An 18,422-nucleotide genomic window follows, 5' to 3' on the forward strand; every position below is an offset into this window, starting at 1 on the left:
GACAGCGCCTTCCCGCGAGCACCGTCAAGCCTCGAGTTTGCGGGCAGCGACGATCCGCGCCGTCGCATCCGGATGCATCCGGTGCCCGATCGATTCGGGGACCTCACGGAACTCCGCATTCGGCATTGTCTCGGCCAGCCTGCGTGCAGCGGTTGCCAGGAACGGCATGGTCTCAGTGCCGCACAGGATGGTCACGGGCATCTCCACGTCAACCATGGCGGTGGTGGGGGTGGAGGTGCGCTGGGTCACGAGCGTGTCATAGACGGTGGACTGAGCCAGCGGCAGGAGCTGGTCGAACTCCGGCGTCGCCCTGAACTGTTCGATGAACTGCTCGGGGAGCCCGACTGCTTCACGCTGGAACGTGACAATGGCATCCGCCTGGCGCCCGTCGTCGACCAGAGCCTGTAATCGCCCGGCGAGATCCGGCACCTGGTCGGTGTCTCCGAAGCGGAACGGCGGTTCGGAAAGGAACAGGTGCGTCATCGGCACGCCTTCGCCTGCGGCGTAGAGGGCGAGCACGGCGCCGGACGAGTGCCCGATGACCGAAGCCGTCCCGCCCGCGGCGGCAATGACTGCGGCGAGATCCTCGACCTCGCGCCTCGGCTCAGCCGGTGAGGTGTCCCCGCTGTCGCCCCGCGCGCGCCGGTCGTAGGTGATCGCTCGCAGTCCCGCATTCGCGAAGGCCGTTGCTACCTCTGCGGCATCCTTCGCGGTCGACAATGCGCCGTTGACGATGACGACGACGGGCCCTTCCCCGGCGGCGTGTGTGGCAATCAGTGTTCCATCGGCCGACATCACGTGTTCCATGACGTCTACGAAACAGCCCTGCCGAACTCTTGTCAATGTGTCGGGCTGACAGGATTTGAACCTGCGACCCCGTGACCCCCAGTCACGTGCGCTACCAAGCTGCGCCACAGCCCGTGGCATTCACCTCCGACAGCCTATCGTGTCGCGACCCCGGTCACGATGCGCCCACAGGGGCATGATGGGAGGAGAAGCGAAAGCGAGGAAGACCATGCAGGCAGGATCGCTCGCCCAGGCGCTCGAACGCGAGCACCGCGAGATCGATGGCGGCATCGAGGAGTACACGAAGGCCCTTTCAGAAGGGGACGCTGACCCCGCACCCCTGGTGCGCGCCACCAACGGGCTTCGACGACATATCTACCTGGAGGAGGAGTTCCTGTTCCCGCCGCTCAAAGCCAACGGTCTCGTCATGCCGATCTTCGTCATGCTGCGCGAACACGGTGAACTCTGGGACGCGATGGATGCGCTCGGCGCGCTCCTGGCATCCGGGGCCGACGCTGCGACAGTGCAGAACGCCTGCCGTGAACTGCTCGCCCAGCTCGACAGCCACAACTCGAAGGAGGAGCCGATCATCTACCCCCAGGCGGATGCCGTGCTCGATCCCGATGCGGCGGCGCGGCTCCACGAGTTCCTCGACGAGGGACGGATGCCCGAGGGCTGGCGGTGCGAGAAGGCGGCGTGAGCAAAGGCAGCCAACCGGTGGTCAGCGCTTGCGGCGCTCTCGAACGCGCATGTTCACAATGATGGGGCTGCCCTCGAAACCATAGAGCTCACGCAGCCGCCGCGTGATGAACCGGCGGTACTGGGGGTCCAGGAATCCGGTCGTGAAGAGCACGAACGTCGGCGGCCGGCTCGACGCCTGCGTGCCGAACAGGATGCGCGGCTGCTTCCCGCCCCGCACGGGGTGAGGGTGCTCCGCCGTCAACTCGGCCAGCAGGGCGTTGAACTTGCCAGTCGGGATGCGGGTGTCCCAGGACTGGAGCGCGAGTTCGAGCGCCGGAACGAGCTTCTCGAGGTGGCGCCCCGTCTTCGCCGAGATGTTCACGCGAGGAGCCCACGCCACATGGGCCAGATCCTGCTCGATCTCGCGTTCCAGGTAGCGGCGTCGCTCGCGCTCGAGTCCATCATCGCTGTCCAGCAGGTCCCATTTGTTGAAGGCGAGGACGAGCGCCCGCCCGCTCTCCAGGACGAGCTCGATGATGCGCACGTCCTGCTCGCTGATCGGCTCCGTCACGTCGATCAGCACGACGGCGACCTCCGCCTTCTCGAGCGCGGCACTCGTGCGAAGCGAAGCGTAGAAATCCGCACCCTGCGCGAGATTCATCCTGCGTCGGATTCCGGCGGTGTCGACGAACGTCCACACCCTGCCGGCGAGTTCGATCTGCTCATCCACCGGGTCACGGGTCGTGCCGGCCAGGTCATGGACGACGACGCGCTCCTCCCCTGCCGCCCGATTCAACAGCGAAGACTTGCCCACGTTGGGTCGACCCAACAGCGCGACGCGCCTCGGGCCTCCGACCTGCTCCTTCGCCACCGCTGAGACCTCTGGCAGCACTGTCAGCACGTGGTCGAGCAGGTCCGCCACTCCCCTGCCGTGCACGGCCGACACCGGCCACGGTTGGCCGAGACCGAGGCTCCAGAGACTCGCCGCCTCCGGCTCCTGGCGGATGTCGTCGACCTTGTTGGCGACGAGGATGACCGGCTTCTTCGTCGAACGCAGCAGCTTCACGACATGCTCATCGGTCGCGGTCGGACCGACCATGGCATCCACGACGAACAGCACGGCGTCGGCCAGGTCGATCGCGATCTCCGCCTGGGCGGCGACCGCCGCGTGGATGCCCTTCGCATCCGGTTCCCACCCTCCGGTGTCGACGAGGGTGAACCGTCGTTCATTCCACTCGGCCTTGTAGTTCACTCGGTCGCGGGTGACGCCGGGGGTGTCCTGAACGACCGCCTCGCGGCGCCCGAGGATGCGGTTCACGAGCGCGGACTTGCCGACGTTGGGGCGTCCGACGATCGCGAGCACCGGGAGCGCAGGAAGGTACTGAATCGCATCCGGGTCGTCCGTGGCCGCGTCGAGGATGTCGAGGTCCTCATCGTCGAGCTCGTACTCTTCGAGACCCGCGCGGAGTGCACTCGCGCGCTGGGCCGCCGTGGCCTCGTCGATGGCCGCCAGACGGTCGGCGAGCTCCGGGTTCAGCTCGGGAAAGTCGTCGTCATCTGGCACCCGTCAATCCTACGGGAGCGCCGCCGATCCGGGATGAGCGCGGATGAGGGCGACGAGTGCCGCAACGGTCTCGTCGAAGTCGAGATCCGTCGAGTCCAGGGTCGTCACGCCTTCCGCGGCGTTCATGAAGTCGACGACCGCGAGGTCCTGGGCATCGCGAGCGCTCAACTGCTCGCCGACCGCCTCGGTGGACGAGACGTCCAGCTCCGCCGCGCGGCGCGCAGTGCGGGCGGCCGCCGACGCCGTGAGCAGCACCCGCACCGCGGCATCCGGAGCCACGATCGTGGTGATGTCGCGGCCCTCGGTGATGATGCCCGGGCGAGTGCCGTCGGCAATGCGCGAACGAAACAGGCCGGTGAGGTGCTCTCGGACGGCGGGGATGCGCGCCACCCTGCTCACGACGGCGGACACCGCCGGGTCCCGGATCTCGCGGGTGACCGGCGTGCCGCCGACTCGCACGAAGTAGTGATTCGGGTCGACGCCTATGTCGTAATCGAAGTCGGGAAGGAGCGTGAGGATGTCGGCCTCGCGATCCAGGTCGATCCCGCGGTTGAGCGCGAGCCAGGCCAGAGCGCGATATGCGGCCCCGGTGTCCTGGTAGTCGAACCCCAGTTCGCGCGCTGCGGCACGGCTCACGCTGGACTTCCCGCTGCCCGCAGGACCGTCGACGGCGACAGCGATCCGGGTACCCGTCACTTCCACGCCTCCGCAATCCTCCAGCCGCGCGATTCGAGTTCGGAGACGAGCGCAGCCTCCACCTCGGGCAGCACAGAGATCTCCGCGAGACCGACGAGCGTACCCGGCGAATGTTCGAGGCGCAGGTCCTCGAGGTTGATCCCGGCGTCGCCGATCTCGGCGAGAAGCCTCGCGAGCTCACCGGGAGTGTCGTCGACCATCACGACGAGCCGGCTGAACCGCCGATCCTGCCCGTGCTTGCCCGGAAGTCTCGCGACGCCGTCGTTACCGGCTGCGAGCATCTCGGCGATCGCGCGTCGGGCACCCTGCGCCGCCGGCTGGTCGAGGGTGGAGATGAACCGGTCGAGATCGTCACGGAACGAACGCAGGATGTCGACGACGGTGGGGCTGTTCGCCGCCAGGATCTGAATCCACAGCTGCGGGTCACTCGCCGCGATCCGCGTCGTGTCGCGCAGTCCCTGGCCGGTGAGGGACAACGCCCGTTCGCTGCCTGCGGAGAGTTGCTTCGCCAGGATCGTGGCAATCACCTGCGGCACGTGCGAGACGAGTGCGACGCTCCGGTCGTGCTCCTCGGCCGTCATCAGCACGGGGATCGCGTCGAGGTCGAGCACGAGGTCTTCGATCACGCCGACCGACCGGGTGCTCTCGCCGTTGCCGGTCGCGATCACCCATGGGCGCCCGACGAAGAGGTCCGCGCGGGCGGAAATGGCTCCACCGCGCTCACGACCGGCGAGCGGATGCGATCCCACGTAGCGGGAGATGTCCGCGTCGGCCGCGCGGAGTTCCGCAAGCGGCAGGCCCTTGACGCTCGCGACATCCGTCACGAGAGCGTCGGGGAACGACCCCAGTTCCTGGGCCACGACCGTCGCCGTCTGGTCCGGCGGGACGGCGACGACGATGAGACCTGGCGCGTCACCTGCTGCTGCGGCACGCCCCGCCCCGTAGTCGATCGCGAGCGACAGGGCTCCAGGGGATGCGTCGTGCACGATCGTGTCCACGCCCTTCGAGCGCAGCGCGAGGCCGATGCTCGCCCCCAGAAGCCCGGCGCCGACGATGCGCACCTGGCCGGAGATGCGACTATCGTTCACGATCGGTGCCCTCCCCCGTCTCAGGACCGGATGCCGCCTCACGCGAGATCGTGAGCAATTGGCCGAGTTCCACTTTAGTGAGGTCGCGCAGCTCCCCCGCGGCAAGCGTCCCCAGATGAAGCGGACCGAACTGCCGGCGCACGAGGTCGATGACCGGATGCCCGACCGCTTCGAGCATCCGCCTCACGATCCGGTTGCGCCCGGAGTGCAGGGTGATCTCGATCATCGTCTCGCGCGCGCCGGCCTTTCCGACGATGCGGGCGCGATCCGCCGCGATCGGACCGTCCTCGAGGTCGACACCCCTGGTGAGTTTCGCGACCGTCTGCGGGGTGATGTGCCCCTCGGTCTTGGCGATGTAGGTCTTCATGACCCCGAACGATGGATGCGCGAGAACGTGCGCGAGTTCGCCGTCGTTCGTGAGGATCAGCAGCCCTGACGTCTGCGCGTCGAGCCTTCCCACGTTGAACAGGCGCTCGTCGTACTGCGACACGAAGCGCGCCAGGTCGGGTCGTCCACGGTCGTCACGCAGCGAGCTCACGATCCCGACCGGTTTGTTGAGCATGAGATATCGCCGGCTCGTGTCGAGCTGGATGGCGACCCCGTCGACTGACACGAGGTCGGATTCCCGGACCCTGCGGCCCAGCTCCGTGACGACGACGCCGTTCACCTCGACCCGTCCGGCCGAGATCAGGTTCTCGGACACCCGGCGCGAGGCCACGCCCGCGGCGGCCATGAGTTTCTGCAGACGAACGCCGTCGGCAGAGTGGCCATCGGCAGAGTGCTCGTGGCCGGGCCGCTCGCGATCAGGCGACTCCATCGAAACCTTCGGCCCCGTCATCCAGCAGTGGCGAGATGTGCGGCAGGTCATCGAGTGAGTTGATGCCCAGCTGTCCCAGCAGGATGTCGGTCGTCTCGTAGTGGATGGCGCCCGTTTCACTGTCGGTATACGCCTCTGTCACGAGTCCTCGCCCGACAAGCGTTCGCACGACGGAATCCACGTTCACGGCGCGGATCGCCGCGATCTGTCCACGACTGATCGGCTGTTTGTACGCGATCACGGCGAGGGTCTCGAGCGCCGCCTGGGAGAGCCTGGTCGGGTTCTGGGTCAGTACGAAGTCTCGCACCACGTCGTCGAACTCCCCACGTACGTAGATGCGCCATCCGCCGCCCACTTCGCGCAGTTCGAATCCACGGCGCACACCGCCGTTCTCGGCCGCCCCATCGTAGTCGGCGACGAGGCGTTCGATCGACTGGCGCACAGCGGGGACGGGCGCTCCGAGCGCCGTCGCGAGCGACACGACGCTCTGCGGTTCGTCCGCGACCATGAAGATCGCCTCGAGGCGGCGCTCCAGCTCGGCCTCCATCGTCAGTTCCCCCCGTAGTCCGAGCCGAGCGAGGACAGGCTCGCATCCGACCAGTGCGCTGCCGTCCACCGGATGCTCAGCTCTCCGAGCGGTTCCACCTGGTCGAACGCGATCGCGTCGGCGCGGTACAGCTCCAGCACGGCGAGGAATCGCGCGATGACGACACCCTTGCGGTCGGCACCTGCGACGAGTTCGCGAAACGTGACGGGGCCGCCCTGGCGCAGAGCGGACACCACGATGGCCGCCTGCTCCCGGATGCTGACGAGCGGCGCATGCAGATGGTCCAGGCCGACCGTGGGCAGTTCCCGCGGTGCGAGTGCGAGCGCTGCGAGTGCGGCGAAGTCCTCCGGAGTCAGGGTCCAGACCAGTTCGGGGGCGCGTGCCCGGTACTTCTCCTCCAGCCGTACCTGCCGGGAGTGCCGAACCGCTTCCGCGTCGAATCCGCTGCTGAACCAGGCCGAGACCTCCTTGAACGCGCGGTACTGCAGCAACCGGGCGAACAACAGGTCCCTGGCTTCGAGAAGCGCGACGGACTCCGCATCCACGAGCTCGCCCTGCGGGAGGAGACTCGCGACCTTGAGGTCGAGAAGCGTCGCCGCCACGACCACGAACTCGCTCGCCTGGTCGAGTTCCTCGGGTCCATTGAGGTTGCCGAGGTAGGAGATGAACTCGTCGGTGACGGCGCTCAACGCGACCTCGGTCACGTCGAGCTCGTGCTTTCCGATGAGGCTCAGCAGCAGGTCGAACGGGCCATTGAAATTGCCCAGCGAGACGGAGAACCCTGCCCCGGTGCCGACCGCAACGGTGCCGACCGCAGCGGTGTCGGGCAGGGCAGAGCTAGGCAATGGCGCCCCGCTGGATCAGTTCGCGGGCGAGTTGACGGTAGCTCTCCGCGGCAGGGTGCTCCGGGGCGAACTCGGTGATCGGCGCGGCTGCCACGCTCGCATCCGGGAATTTCACGGTACGGGAGATCACCGTCTCGAACACCTTGTCGCCGAAGGTCTCCACCACACGTTCGAGCACTTCGCGCGAATGGAGTGTACGGGAGTCGTACATCGTCGCGAGGATGCCGTCGAGCTCGAGCGCCGGATTCAGGCGGTCGCGCACCTTGTCGATCGTCTCGACGAGCAGAGCCACGCCGCGCAGTGCGAAATACTCGCACTCGAGCGGGATGAGCACACCATGGCTCGCGGTGAGCGCATTCACGGTCAGGATGCCGAGCGACGGCTGGCAGTCGATGAGGATCACGTCGTAGTCGTTGGCAACCTTGCGCAACACGCGCGCGAGAATCTGCTCGCGGGCCACCTCGTTGACGAGATGGACCTCAGCGGCGGACAGGTCGATGTTGGCAGGGATGACATCGAGGTTCTTCGTCTGCGTGTGCTGAATGGCTTCGAGCGGATCCTTGACCGTTCCCACGAGGAGGTCGTAGATGTTGGGCACATCATGGGTGACGACGGCGAGCCCGGCGGACAGGGCGCCCTGCGGGTCGAAATCCACGCAGAGCACGCGCCGGCCGTACTCCGCCAGCGCGGCCCCCAGGTTGATCGTCGTCGTGGTCTTGCCGACTCCGCCCTTCTGGTTGCACAGGGCGATGATCCGTGCGGGACCGTGCCCCTTCAATGCTTTCGGTTTGCGAAAGACGGTGATCGGCCGGCCGGTGACGCCCAGTACCGGGGACTCCAGACCGGGGAGCTCTGCGGCGGAGGAGTCCTTCTTCTTGGTCACGCAGGAAAGTCTAACGGCCAGCCCGTGCGCGGTTCCTGAGGCGCGCTAACGGGCGCGGGGATGCGCCTGCGTGTACATGTCGCGCAGGGTGTCGGCCGTGACGAGGGTGTAGATCTGGGTCGTCGCGACGGAGGAGTGGCCGAGCAGTTCCTGGACGACCCGCACATCCGCGCCGCCCTCGAGAAGGTGCGTCGCGAACGAGTGCCGGAAGGTGTGCGGTGAGACGTCGACCCCGATCTTCGCCTGCTCTGCACGTGCCCGGATGATGAGCCAGGCGTTCTGCCGGGAGAGACGGCTGCCGCGAACCCCGAGGAAGAGCGCCGGCGTGGAAGCGCCCCGCGCCGACAGGAGCGGCCGGGACCGGACCAGATAGGCATCGAGCGCCGCCCGCGCAAAGCTGCCGAGCGGGACGAGCCGCTGCTTGCCGCCCTTGCCGAACAGGCGGACGACATCCGCTGCCCCCTCGCCCGCGGAATTGATGATGTCGTCGACGTTGAGGTCGACGGCCTCGGAGATTCTCGCCCCCGTGGCGTAGAGCAGCTCGAGAAGAGCCTTGTCGCGCAGGGACTTCTCGTCGTCGCCGTCGGTCGTCGCCAGCAGCGCGGCCATCTGGTCGATCGAGATGGCCTTCGGCAGGCGCGAGGCGAGCTTCGGTGGGCGAGCATCTGCCGCGACATCCGCGGCGACGAGGCCTTCTTCGAGGAGGAACCGGTGGAAGCCCCGCACGGAGGACAGCATCCGGGCGGTGGAGGACGTCGCCAGCGACTCCTCTCCGCGGTCTCGCAACTCGTGCACGAACGCGGTCACGTCTGCCGCGGTGATCGCGTCGGGCGATGTCACTCCTGCACCGGCGAGGTGGTCGACGTAGGCGTCCAGGTCGCGGCGATACGCCTGGATGGTGTTGTGAGAGAGCCCGCGCTCGATCGTCACGTGACGCAGATAGCGTGATTGCGCAGTGTGAAGCGGCGATCCCGGCGCGGCAGGCGCCTCAGCGGCGTGCATGAGCGTTCAGGACAGCATTGGCGAGGATGGCGTTGCGCACCCGGCCCTCGAGCACGGCGGCGAGCACGTCGTCAAAGGGTTCCCAGCGCAGCTCGAGCTCCGATTCTTCAGCATGCCGATCGAATGCGAGTGCCGCCGGGGTCAGCGACCGCGCCCGGAATACGGTGATGATCTCCGAGCTTCCGCCCGGCGAACTGAAGAACTGGCAGAGGGGCGACCAGTCCGCCGCCTCAAGATCCGCTTCCTCGGCGAGTTCACGCTGTGCCGCGGCGAGCGGCGCCTCACCCTCGACGTCCAGGAGACCGGCGGGAAGCTCCCAGTCCCGGTAACCGATCGGATGCCGGTACTGCTTGATCAGGAGGATGCGTCCCTCGCGGTCCTCGGCCAGGATCGCGACGGCTCCGGGGTGCTGCATGAACTCGCGCACGAGCTCGCCGTCGCCGAATCGGAACCGTTCGCGGACGACATCCCACACCGCCCCGTCGAACACCCGGTCGCTGCGCGTGACCTCGACCCGGAATCTCTCGTCGGAGAGAGGGTCAGAGGCCGAACTTTCTGACACTGGCCTGTCAGACACTGGCCGATTCCGGCTCCGCGACCTCGAACAGGCGGCTCGCCTTCTGCCGGTCGAGCGCGGCGCCCACGAGCCCGCGGAAGAGCGGATGCGCGCGGTTCGGGCGCGACCGGAGCTCCGGATGCGCCTGGGTCGCCACGTAGAACGGGTGCACGTCGCGGGGCAATTCGATGTACTCGACGAGGTTGCGGTCTGGCGACATGCCGGAGAAGACGAGGCCGGCATCCGAGAGCTGCTGGCGATAGGCGTTGTTGACCTCGTAACGGTGGCGGTGGCGTTCGGAGACGGACGCTTCGCCGTAGAGCTCTCGCACGATCGTCCCATCGGCGAGGTCGGCCGGGTAGAGGCCCAGCCGCATGGTGCCGCCGAGGTCGCCGTCGGCGATGATCTCCACCTGCTCCGCCATCGTCGCGATGACCGGGTAGACGGTGTCGGGGTCGAACTCCGAGGAGGATGCTCCCTCGAGGCCGACGACGTGGCGTGCGTACTCGATGACCATGCACTGCAGTCCGAGGCACAGGCCGAGCGCGGGGATGCCGTTCTCCCGCGCGAACCTCAGTGCGCCGAGCTTGCCTTCGATCCCTCTCACACCGAAGCCGCCCGGGACGCAGATGCCGTCGAGATCAGAGAGGTGCCGTGCAGCACCCTCGGGGGTCTCGCAGTCGTCAGAGGCGATCCAGCGGATGTTGACCTTGGTCTGCTGGGCGAACCCGCCTGCGCGCAGCGCCTCGGTGACCGAGAGGTACGCGTCCGGCAGGTCGATGTACTTGCCGACGAGGCCGATCGTGACCTCGAACTTCGGCTCGTGGACCGCCTGGAGCAGCTCGGCCCAGCCCGACCAGTCGACCTCGCCTGCTGCGAGTCCGAAGTGCTCGATGATGTAGGCGTCGAGTCCCTGTTCGTGCAGGGTGGCCGGGATGTCGTAGATGCTCGGGGCATCCGGGCAGTTGACGACCGCCTCCGGGTCCACGTCGCACATGAGGGCGATCTTGCGGTTCATGGACTCGGGGACGGGGCGATCGCTGCGCAGCACTATCGCATCCGGCTGGATGCCGATCGAGCGCAGGGCGGCGACGGAGTGCTGGGTGGGTTTGGTCTTCTGCTCTCCCGCGGCGTTGAGGTAGGGCACGAGCGAGACGTGCACGAAGAAGCAGTTGGCGCGGCCGATCTCGTGGCGCACCTGACGGGCCGCCTCGAGGAACGGCTGGGACTCGATATCGCCGACGGTGCCGCCGATCTCGGTGATGATGACGTCGGGGCGGGGCTCGTTGTGGGACTGCAGCCGCATCCGCCGCTTGATCTCGTCGGTGATGTGCGGGATGACCTGCACGGTGTCGCCGAGGTATTCGCCGCGACGCTCCTTGGCGATGACGTGGGAGTAGATCTGGCCGGTCGTGACGTTGGCGGCCTGACTGAGGTTGATGTCGAGGAATCGCTCGTAGTGGCCGATGTCGAGGTCGGTCTCCGCCCCGTCGTCGGTCACGAAGACCTCGCCGTGCTGGAACGGGTTCATGGTGCCCGGATCCACGTTCAGATAGGGATCGAGCTTCTGCATGACGACGCGTAAGCCGCGTGCTGTCAGCAGGTTGCCGAGGCTGGCGGCCGTGAGCCCTTTACCCAGACTCGAGACAACACCCCCGGTGACGAAAATGTGCTTTGTTGTCTCCGCAGAATGTTTGACCACCACGGGATTGCAGTCTATCAGGGCGACGGCCCGCGCCGCCGAGCGCGACAGGCCGGGATCCGAGCGGTTTTCAGCCGGCCAGCTCCTGCGCCGCCTCCAACAGCTCGCGCGCGTGCGCCAGGCCGCTCTCCGAGTCGGCGAGGCCGGACAACATGCGGGCCAGTTCCTCTGCGCGCTCGTCACCGTGCAGCTGCTGCACACTGCTCGCCGTGATCTCACCGTCTGTGCTCTTCACCACGCGCAGGTGATTCGTCGCGAAAGCGGCGACCTGCGGCAGGTGGGTCACGACGATCACCTGGGCTGACCGCGCCAGACGGGCGAGCCGCCTGCCGATCTCGATGGCCGACGCCCCGCCGACCCCGGCATCCACCTCGTCGAAGATGAAGGTCGGCACGGGGTCGCTCCCGGCGATGACGACCTCGATCGCGAGCATGACGCGCGAGAGCTCCCCACCGGATGCGCCCCGGCCGAGCGGCCGCGGCTCTGCACCCTTGTGCGGCTGAAGCAGGATCGTGACCTGATCGTGCCCGGCAAGCGAATGGTCCGGCTGCACGGCGACCTCGACGACGATCGCCGCATCCGCCATCGCCAGCGCCGAAAGCTCAGCCGTGACCTCGGACGCCAGCTTCTGCGCCGCCGCCGTCCGCAGCCCGGTGAGCCGATCGGCCAAAGCCAGGAGCGTCTCGCGGTCCCCCGCGACCTCGCCGCGCAGCCGCTCGATGCGGTCGGTATCGTTGTCGAGCTCCAAAAGTCGACTACTGCCCACATCGAGGAAGTCGATCGTCTCATCCAGGTTCGCATCGTGCTTGCGGGTGAGAGCGGTGAGGAGCGCCCGTCTCTCCTGGATCGCCTCAAGCTCGTTCGCACCGTCCGCGTCAAGCCCGCCTAGATAACTCGAAAGCTGGGCGGAGATCTCCGTCACGGCGAAAGAGGCACTCGCCAGCGCGTCCACGATGGGAACCAGCGCCGGATCATGGCCCGCCATCCGTTCCATTTGGCGGCGTGCGGTATCGAGCAGCCCGAGAACATCGCTGCTGTCCTCCGTGGACTGCGCCGACACCAACTCGTGGGCACTCGCCGCGGCCTGCCGAAGCTCCTCGAGATTCCCCAGACGCTCGGCGCGCTCCGCGAGTTCGACATCCTCGCCCCGAAGCGGGTTGACAGCCTCGATCTCGGCGATGGCGACCCTGAGGTCCTCGGCCTCCCTCGAGCGGCGATCACCCTCCGCGACGAGAACATCGAGTTCCCCCTGCCCTGCCTGCCAGCGCCGGTAGGTCTCCTGGTAGTCGTCGAGGACACCAGCCAGTTCGTCGCCGGCGAACCTGTCGAGCGCGTCGCGCTGCGCGGTCGCGGACCGAAGCCGCACCTGGTCGGCCTGGCCGTGGACGACGACGAGCTCTCGTCCCAAATCGTTCAAGACACCGACAGGAGTCGACCGCCCTCCCACAACAGCCCTGCTGCGACCCTCTGCAGACACGGAACGACTGAGAAGGAGAGAGACGACACCGTCACCGGCGGCGTCCAACTCACCGCCGGCATCCACCACTCGCGTCGCGATGGACCCACGCTCGGGGATGAGCCAATGACCGTCGACGATGGCGGCCGCGCTGCCTCGCCGCAGAACCTGGGTGTCCGCCCGCTCACCCAGCAGCAGGCCGAGGGCGGTGACGACCATCGTCTTGCCGGCACCGGTCTCGCCGGTGAGCGCCGTGAATCCGGGGCCGAGAGGAAGACGCGCCTCACCGATGACCCCGAGATCCCGGATGGAGAGCTCTTCGATCACGAAGTCCGGCCCTCTCCGTCGGCCGGGCCGCGCCATCCGGTCACCGGAAGATTGAACTTCTTCACGAGTCGGTTGGTGAACGGTTCACTGTGCAGTCGGGCGAGGCGCACCGGCGTTCCGGACCTCCGCACGATCACCCTCGCGCCTCGCGGCAGATCCCACGTGCGCCTGCCGTCGCACCACAGCACGCCGGTGCCCTGCGTGCGATCGAGGACCTCGACGGCGAAGACCGAGTCAGGTCCGACGACGAGCGGCCGCGCGAAGAGAGCGTGTGCGCTCAGGGGAACCAGGAGCATCGCGTCGAGGGCGGGCCAGACGATGGGGCCGCCAGCTGAGAACGAATATGCGGTCGACCCCGTGGGTGTCGACATCACCACCCCGTCGCAACCGAAGCTCGAGAGCGGCCTGCCGTCGACCTCGATGATGACCTCGAGCATCCGCTCGCGGCTCGCCTTCTCGACCGTCGCCTCGTTGAGCGCCCAGGTCTCGTAGACCACCTCGGTGTCGACCTTGACGCGCACCGCGAGCGTCATCCGCTCCTCGATCTCGTATTCGCGGTCGAGGGCCCTGCGCACGCTCTCGTCCAGGCTCTCCTTCTCGGCCTCGGCGAGGAATCCGACGTGCCCGAGATTGATGCCGAGAAGCGGTGCGGGCGAATCCCGGGTGATCTCGGCAGCGCGAAGAATGGTCCCGTCTCCGCCGAGAACGATCGCGAGTTCGAGTTCGTCCATCGCGACACCCTCGCCCAGGATCTCGACGGGAAGGCCCGGATCATGTGCGAGAACATCCGCCCGATCGGCTTCGGGCAGCACCGGCGTGACTCCCCCGTCGATCAGTCGTCTGCACACCTCGACGGCCGCAATGAGCGTCTCGGTGCGTCCGGTGTGCGACACGACGAGAATGTGTCGAGCTGTCACCTGAGCCTCCTTGACGCTCGATCGGGAACTGCCGGATGTCGAACTGGTCCGTTCGCCGCAGGTCCTCACGCCTTCGCCAGCGCGGAGACCTGTCCAGTCCATTCTGTCGGATTGCTGCCGCGCCCGGTGGAGAACCAGGCGAGGTATTCGTGATTTCCCGCGGATCCGGCGATCGGGGAGGAGATGAGGCCGGCCGTGCCGAGCCCGAGATCCCACGCCGCCCAGAGCACACCGGATATCGCATCCTCGCGCAGTCCTGCATCGCGCACGATTCCCTCTTTCACGCCGCCGCGCCCGACCTCGAACTGCGGCTTGATGAGCACGACGACGTCCGCATCCTTCTCCACCGACTGAACGATGGCCGGCAGCACGAGTCCGAGCGGGATGAAGGAGAGGTCGGCGACGACGAGGTCGGGAACCGGCACACCGGGGGTCGCCGAGCTGAGGGTCTCCCGCGTGAGGTAGCGCGCGTTCATCCCCTCAATGACGACAACGCGTTCGTCGGCCCGCACCGCTGCGGCGAGTTGCTCGTGGCCCACGTCGAGGGCGATGACGGAGAGCGCGCCGCGCTCGAGCAGAACCTGGGTGAATCCGCCGGTGGACGCCCCGACATCAAGAACCGTGCGGCCGGCGACGTCGACCGCAAATGCGTCCAGCGCGGCATTGAGCTTGTGGGCGGCGCGACTCACGTAGTGGTCAGTGGCAGCGACGGCGAGCTCCTGCTCGGCCCGCACTCGCAATGAAGGTTTGAGAGCCGGCCTGCCGTCGACCGTGACAAGGCCATCGCCGATCAAATGGGCGGCGTTCGTTCGGGAGCGGGCGAGACCGCGGGCTGCGAGGGCGGCATCCAGGCGCTCGGCCACGACCGGTGGGGCGGGCTCCGGATCAGTCACGCGATGCCGGGGCGTCGGCGCCCTCGAGTGCCCTGCGCAACTCGTCATAGACCAGCACGAACGCCGCGGCTCGCTCCTGAAGCGGCTGATCCTCGATCAGGCGCAGGCGGGACAGCAGCGCGTCGGTGCTGTCCGTATCGTCGACGTCTGCCGCGTCGCCGCCTGCCGCATCATTCATCCGACCAGCGTACCGCGACCGATCAGGCCAGGCGTGACCGCCTGCGACGGCTCGCGACGAACAGGATACCTCCGAGCATGAGTGCTCCAGCCCCTGCCATCCATGCGCCGGATGTCGTGGCACCGGTGGCAGCGAGTTCGGGCTTCGGTGGCGTCACGGCTGGCATGGTCAGGGTTGGCAGTCCATTCACCACTCGGAAGACATACCGACCGGGCACCGTGGAGTTCAGGTTGTGCGAGGAAAGTGCGTACGACCCGCCGTCCCTCAACTCATCCGCGGTGTGAGGGTAGGTGCCATTGCCACAGGTCGGGCCGAACAGGTCGAGGTAACTGTAGGTGTCGGCAGTGAGGTTGTAGCCGCCCATTCCGATCATGTAGTACTCCGTGAGATCGTCGCCGTCGCCATACACAGCAGCACACGCTGCCTCGGTCGGAATCGAACTCGTCGCGCTCGGCCAAGAGAGATCCATCCCGGAGTTGTGGACCTCGTCATAGTTGTACACGACGGTCACATTTCCGCCGCCGTTATCAACAAGCAGAACCTGGAAAGTATTGAATTCAGCGTCGGGATCCAAATTGATGTCGGGGTTGTGATACCAGGTCGCGACGAATGCATTCTTGCCCTCGTACGTCGTGGTACCCCAGAAGACCGAAGAGCAGTAATAGTTCGACTCGAACTCGAAAAGGTACGCGCCGTACTCACAGGTATCGGGAATGGTGTCCGCGTTCGTGTCGAGCGGTGTGTCTGCCGCGGGTGGGTACTGGTCGAGATTGAAGGGCAGGAATGCCGCGTAACTGTGCGGCTCGCTGCCATAGTTCGGGTCGAAAATCGATCCGATGAGCTCGCCGTAGAAGTCTGAACACTGGTTGAACGATCCATTAGAGGTCACATCCGTCGATGATGCCAGGCACACATCACCGTTCGAACCGACCAACACCTCGTCGTAGCTGACCCCGGCTACGGTGACAGAGAACCCGAGAGGAATCCCGGCATTCGCGGCCCCGAAATTGCCGTCGTCATCGGCTGGGACCCCCGTGCCATCCAGACCCCAATAGTCGTCGTCTTCGGTCTCGTTCGTGTAGACGTATTGCGGCGTTGTTCCACCGTCGTACATCAGCTCAGAGCCGATGGGGGTTCCATCGGGGTTGAAGATCACTGCGCCGTCACCGGGATCAACCGCATAGGCGGGAGCCGCTGAAAGGGCGAGGAGGCCAGCGGTCGCCACGACGGCGAGGAGCGGGCGGAGGGAAAGATGACGCGACAATGTGGCTCCCGAGCAAATGAGATGAAATCAGGTGAAGTGAAGAATGCTTCACACACTAGGGCATCCGGGCGCCCCGCCGATACATTTCGACATCACTCTTTGGGTTTTATTCGTAGAGGGCTGGGGCCACGTCGAGGCCGTAGATCGCGAGCCCGCTCCCCCAGATCGCGGCGGTGCCCGCGCGCAGGAGATCCACGCGGTTGTCGCCGTCCTCGACGACAGATACGACGTGCCCCGCCATGCGCACAACGGCAGAACCGACCGTCACAACGCGCGAGCCGTCGGCAGCCGTTTCGTCGCGGATATCCGGGTACGGTTCGTGCAGGCCGCGCAGGTCTTCGAGGATGTAGGTGGGCCTGGAGTACTGGTCGGCCGCGAGCACCTGCTTAGCCTTGTCGACGCCGGTGAGGACGAGCACCGAGTCGATGCCGGCGCGATTCGCGCCCAGGATGTCCGTATCGAGACGGTCCCCGATGAACAGCGGTTTCGTTCCGCCGAACCGTTGCAGGGCTTCCTCGAAGATGGCAACCTCCGGCTTTCCCGCCACGACCGGGAGCCTTCCCACCGCGAGGTGGATGGCAGACACGAGGGTGCCGTTGCCCGGTGCGGTGCCACGGGCCGTCGGGAGAGTCCAGTCGGTGTTCGTCGCGACCCAGGGGACGTCCGCGCCCTCGCCCTGGAGAGCGTAGGCGGCCTCGGCGAGCTGTGCCCATCCGATGTCCTGGGCGAAACCCTGGATGACCGCTGCAGGGCGATCCTCGGCAGAGTCGGTGACGGCGAATCCCGCGTTCGCAAGCTCGACTCGAAGCCCTTCGCCACCCACGGCCAGAACGAGCGAGCCGGCTGGAACGATCTCCGCCAGCAGTCGAACCGCAGCCTGGGGAGACGTCACGACATCGTCGGCGACAACGTGAAGGCCGAGCCCAGTGAGTTGTTCGGCGACGGATTCCGGTGTCCTGGACGCGTTGTTCGTGATGTAGCCGATCCGGCGTGAGTTCGCCGCGGAATTGATACTCTCCACCGCGTGGGGAATGGCCTGGGCGCCGCGGTAAACGACACCATCGAGGTCGGCCAGGACCAGGTCGACACCGCCGAGCGGGGTGGATTCAGTCATCCTCGCCGCTCTCCTCCGGAACCTCTTCAACGTCCTCTTCAAAGACCTCAACCTCGATTTCGTCGTCATCGTCGTCGCCCGAGGACAGCGCCGCGGTTGCGACGTCGGACCGCTCGAACCAGGCTTCCGCCTCCTCGGCGCGACCGAGGTCCTCGAGCACCGTGGCGTAGGCATCGAAGAGTGCCGGGCTCCAGGAGAAAGCGGTGTCCGGGTTCAGCTGCGGGATCTGCAGTTCGACGAGCGCAGCATCCGTCTGCCCGAGGTCGAGCCTCGCGCCGGACATCGCGATCGCCAGTTCGACCTGCACCTCGACCGGGAGACTGGCACGCGGAACCGAACGGCCGAGCGCGAGGGCCTTTGCCGGCCGGCCGAGTCCCCGCTCGCAGTCCACCATCATCGGCAACTGGTCGTCGCGTCCGGAGATCCGCCGATAGGTGCGGAGCTCGCGGAGGGCAAGGGCGAAGTCGCCGGTCGCGTACGCGGTGATCGCCAGGGTCTCGCGCACGACGGCGATCCTGCCTGCCCTTCGACCGGCGGAGACCGCGTGGGCGTGGGCGAGCTGTGGATCGTCGTCGATGAGACGGGCGGCCATGACGAGATGGCGCGCCACCTCATCGGCGTTCTCCTTGCTCAGGGTCTTCAGTTGGGCCCGCGCGACACGGTCAAGCTGGTTCGGGACGACATCGTCGGGAATCTCCGGGGCATCATGGCGTGGGCGAACGGACTTCGTACCGTAGGGGTCACGGTCCTCTGGCGTCTCACGCTCTCGCGCGGATGCGTCCCCGCGCGCCGGCTTGCCGTCGCGAGTCCACAGCCGCCGCTCGCCATCGCGCGTGCGGTCGGGTCGCTGATGTCCGCCAGGCCTCTGGCCGTCACGATTCTGAGAGCCGGGCTTCTGGCCGTCCCGATGCTGGCCACCAGGCTTCTGGCCGTCACGATTCTTCCAGGCCGGCTTGTCCCCCGCGCGCTGCGGTCGACCACCGGATGACGCGCCCGCACGATCCGGAGCACCCTTCGCCGGACGGGCGGATCCTGGTCGCTTGCCCTTCGGCGGTCCGCCGGGGCGACGCGGACGGTCTGGAGTGTCGGGCATGTGAACTCTTTCC

General features: G+C 67.0%; 19 protein-coding genes and 1 tRNA gene. 1 reads left to right on the top strand and 19 read right to left on the bottom strand.

Annotated features, from left to right (window positions below):
• Positions 1 to 24 precede the first annotated feature (24 nt).
• Positions 25 to 807 carry an alpha/beta fold hydrolase gene (locus BKA04_RS01595; RefSeq protein ID WP_104094849.1) on the bottom strand — a complete coding sequence of 261 codons (783 nt, stop codon included), beginning with the start codon at positions 805 to 807 and terminating at the stop codon, positions 25 to 27.
• Between the two features lie 40 nt (positions 808 to 847).
• Positions 848 to 921: transfer RNA gene (locus BKA04_RS01600), tRNA-Pro, on the bottom strand.
• Positions 922 to 1,015: 94 nt separating this feature from the next.
• Between BKA04_RS01600 and BKA04_RS01605 the strand changes: the two genes are divergently transcribed.
• Positions 1,016 to 1,486 carry a hemerythrin domain-containing protein gene (locus BKA04_RS01605; protein ID WP_167309630.1) on the top strand — a complete coding sequence of 157 codons (471 nt, stop codon included), beginning with the start codon at positions 1,016 to 1,018 and terminating at the stop codon, positions 1,484 to 1,486.
• Between the two features lie 21 nt (positions 1,487 to 1,507).
• Here BKA04_RS01605 and der read toward each other — a convergent pair whose 3' ends face one another.
• The 17 genes from der to BKA04_RS11955 form a co-directional block, all read right to left on the bottom strand.
• Positions 1,508 to 3,004, bottom strand: coding sequence for a ribosome biogenesis GTPase Der (der, locus tag BKA04_RS01610; RefSeq protein ID WP_221234176.1), 1,497 nt, complete (start codon positions 3,002 to 3,004; stop codon positions 1,508 to 1,510).
• A gap of 36 nt (positions 3,005 to 3,040) precedes the next feature.
• The gene (gene cmk, locus BKA04_RS01615; protein WP_411757109.1) at positions 3,041 to 3,733 is read right to left on the bottom strand and encodes a (d)CMP kinase; all 693 of its coding nucleotides are present in this window, start codon (positions 3,731 to 3,733) and stop codon (positions 3,041 to 3,043) included.
• Complete coding sequence (locus BKA04_RS01620; RefSeq protein ID WP_104094853.1) at positions 3,724 to 4,815, bottom strand: prephenate dehydrogenase; 1,092 nt, start codon at positions 4,813 to 4,815, stop codon at positions 3,724 to 3,726. The genes cmk and BKA04_RS01620 overlap by 10 nt, the downstream gene beginning before the upstream one ends.
• Positions 4,805 to 5,632, bottom strand: a complete 828-nt coding sequence (locus BKA04_RS01625) for a pseudouridine synthase (protein ID WP_104094854.1) — start codon at positions 5,630 to 5,632, stop codon at positions 4,805 to 4,807. Before BKA04_RS01625 ends, BKA04_RS01620 begins: the two co-directional genes overlap by 11 nt.
• The gene (scpB, locus tag BKA04_RS01630) at positions 5,619 to 6,179 is read right to left on the bottom strand and encodes an SMC-Scp complex subunit ScpB (RefSeq protein WP_104094855.1); all 561 of its coding nucleotides are present in this window, start codon (positions 6,177 to 6,179) and stop codon (positions 5,619 to 5,621) included. The genes BKA04_RS01625 and scpB overlap by 14 nt, the downstream gene beginning before the upstream one ends.
• 2 nt (positions 6,180 to 6,181) lie before the next feature.
• A complete protein-coding gene (locus tag BKA04_RS01635; protein ID WP_104096564.1) occupies positions 6,182 to 7,009 on the bottom strand; it encodes a segregation and condensation protein A in 828 nt (275 codons plus the stop codon).
• Positions 7,010 to 7,016: 7 nt separating this feature from the next.
• The gene (locus tag BKA04_RS01640) at positions 7,017 to 7,907 is read right to left on the bottom strand and encodes a ParA family protein (protein ID WP_104094856.1); all 891 of its coding nucleotides are present in this window, start codon (positions 7,905 to 7,907) and stop codon (positions 7,017 to 7,019) included.
• Positions 7,908 to 7,952: 45 nt separating this feature from the next.
• Positions 7,953 to 8,909, bottom strand: a complete 957-nt coding sequence (xerD, locus tag BKA04_RS01645; RefSeq protein ID WP_104094857.1) for a site-specific tyrosine recombinase XerD — start codon at positions 8,907 to 8,909, stop codon at positions 7,953 to 7,955.
• Positions 8,896 to 9,486, bottom strand: a complete 591-nt coding sequence (locus BKA04_RS01650) for an NUDIX domain-containing protein (protein WP_233437186.1) — start codon at positions 9,484 to 9,486, stop codon at positions 8,896 to 8,898. Before BKA04_RS01650 ends, xerD begins: the two co-directional genes overlap by 14 nt.
• Positions 9,479 to 11,170 carry a CTP synthase gene (locus BKA04_RS01655; protein ID WP_104094859.1) on the bottom strand — a complete coding sequence of 564 codons (1,692 nt, stop codon included), beginning with the start codon at positions 11,168 to 11,170 and terminating at the stop codon, positions 9,479 to 9,481. The genes BKA04_RS01650 and BKA04_RS01655 overlap by 8 nt, the downstream gene beginning before the upstream one ends.
• A 67-nt stretch (positions 11,171 to 11,237) precedes the next feature.
• Complete coding sequence (gene recN, locus BKA04_RS01660; protein WP_221234004.1) at positions 11,238 to 12,986, bottom strand: DNA repair protein RecN; 1,749 nt, start codon at positions 12,984 to 12,986, stop codon at positions 11,238 to 11,240.
• A complete protein-coding gene (locus BKA04_RS01665) occupies positions 12,947 to 13,867 on the bottom strand; it encodes an NAD kinase (RefSeq protein WP_232841927.1) in 921 nt (306 codons plus the stop codon). The genes recN and BKA04_RS01665 overlap by 40 nt, the downstream gene beginning before the upstream one ends.
• Positions 13,868 to 13,932: 65 nt before the next feature.
• On the bottom strand, positions 13,933 to 14,730 hold the full coding sequence (locus BKA04_RS01670) for a TlyA family RNA methyltransferase (RefSeq protein ID WP_104094861.1): 798 nt from the start codon (positions 14,728 to 14,730) through the stop codon (positions 13,933 to 13,935).
• 22 nt (positions 14,731 to 14,752) lie between these two features.
• Entirely contained in the window at positions 14,753 to 14,938 is a 186-nt protein-coding gene (locus BKA04_RS01675) for a hypothetical protein (RefSeq protein WP_104094862.1), read from the bottom strand.
• Positions 14,939 to 14,960: 22 nt separating this feature from the next.
• Positions 14,961 to 16,163 carry an LPXTG cell wall anchor domain-containing protein gene (locus tag BKA04_RS12205; protein ID WP_167309632.1) on the bottom strand — a complete coding sequence of 401 codons (1,203 nt, stop codon included), beginning with the start codon at positions 16,161 to 16,163 and terminating at the stop codon, positions 14,961 to 14,963.
• A 145-nt stretch (positions 16,164 to 16,308) separates the two neighbouring features.
• Positions 16,309 to 17,316, bottom strand: coding sequence for an HAD-IIA family hydrolase (locus BKA04_RS01685; protein ID WP_104094864.1), 1,008 nt, complete (start codon positions 17,314 to 17,316; stop codon positions 16,309 to 16,311).
• Positions 17,309 to 18,409, bottom strand: coding sequence for a tetratricopeptide repeat protein (locus BKA04_RS11955; RefSeq protein ID WP_232841929.1), 1,101 nt, complete (start codon positions 18,407 to 18,409; stop codon positions 17,309 to 17,311). Before BKA04_RS11955 ends, BKA04_RS01685 begins: the two co-directional genes overlap by 8 nt.
• Between the last annotated feature and the right edge of the window lie 13 nt (positions 18,410 to 18,422).

The organism is Terrimesophilobacter mesophilus, assembly GCF_014200375.1.
In the GTDB taxonomy this organism is placed as follows: Bacteria; Actinomycetota; Actinomycetes; order Actinomycetales; family Microbacteriaceae; genus Terrimesophilobacter; species Terrimesophilobacter mesophilus.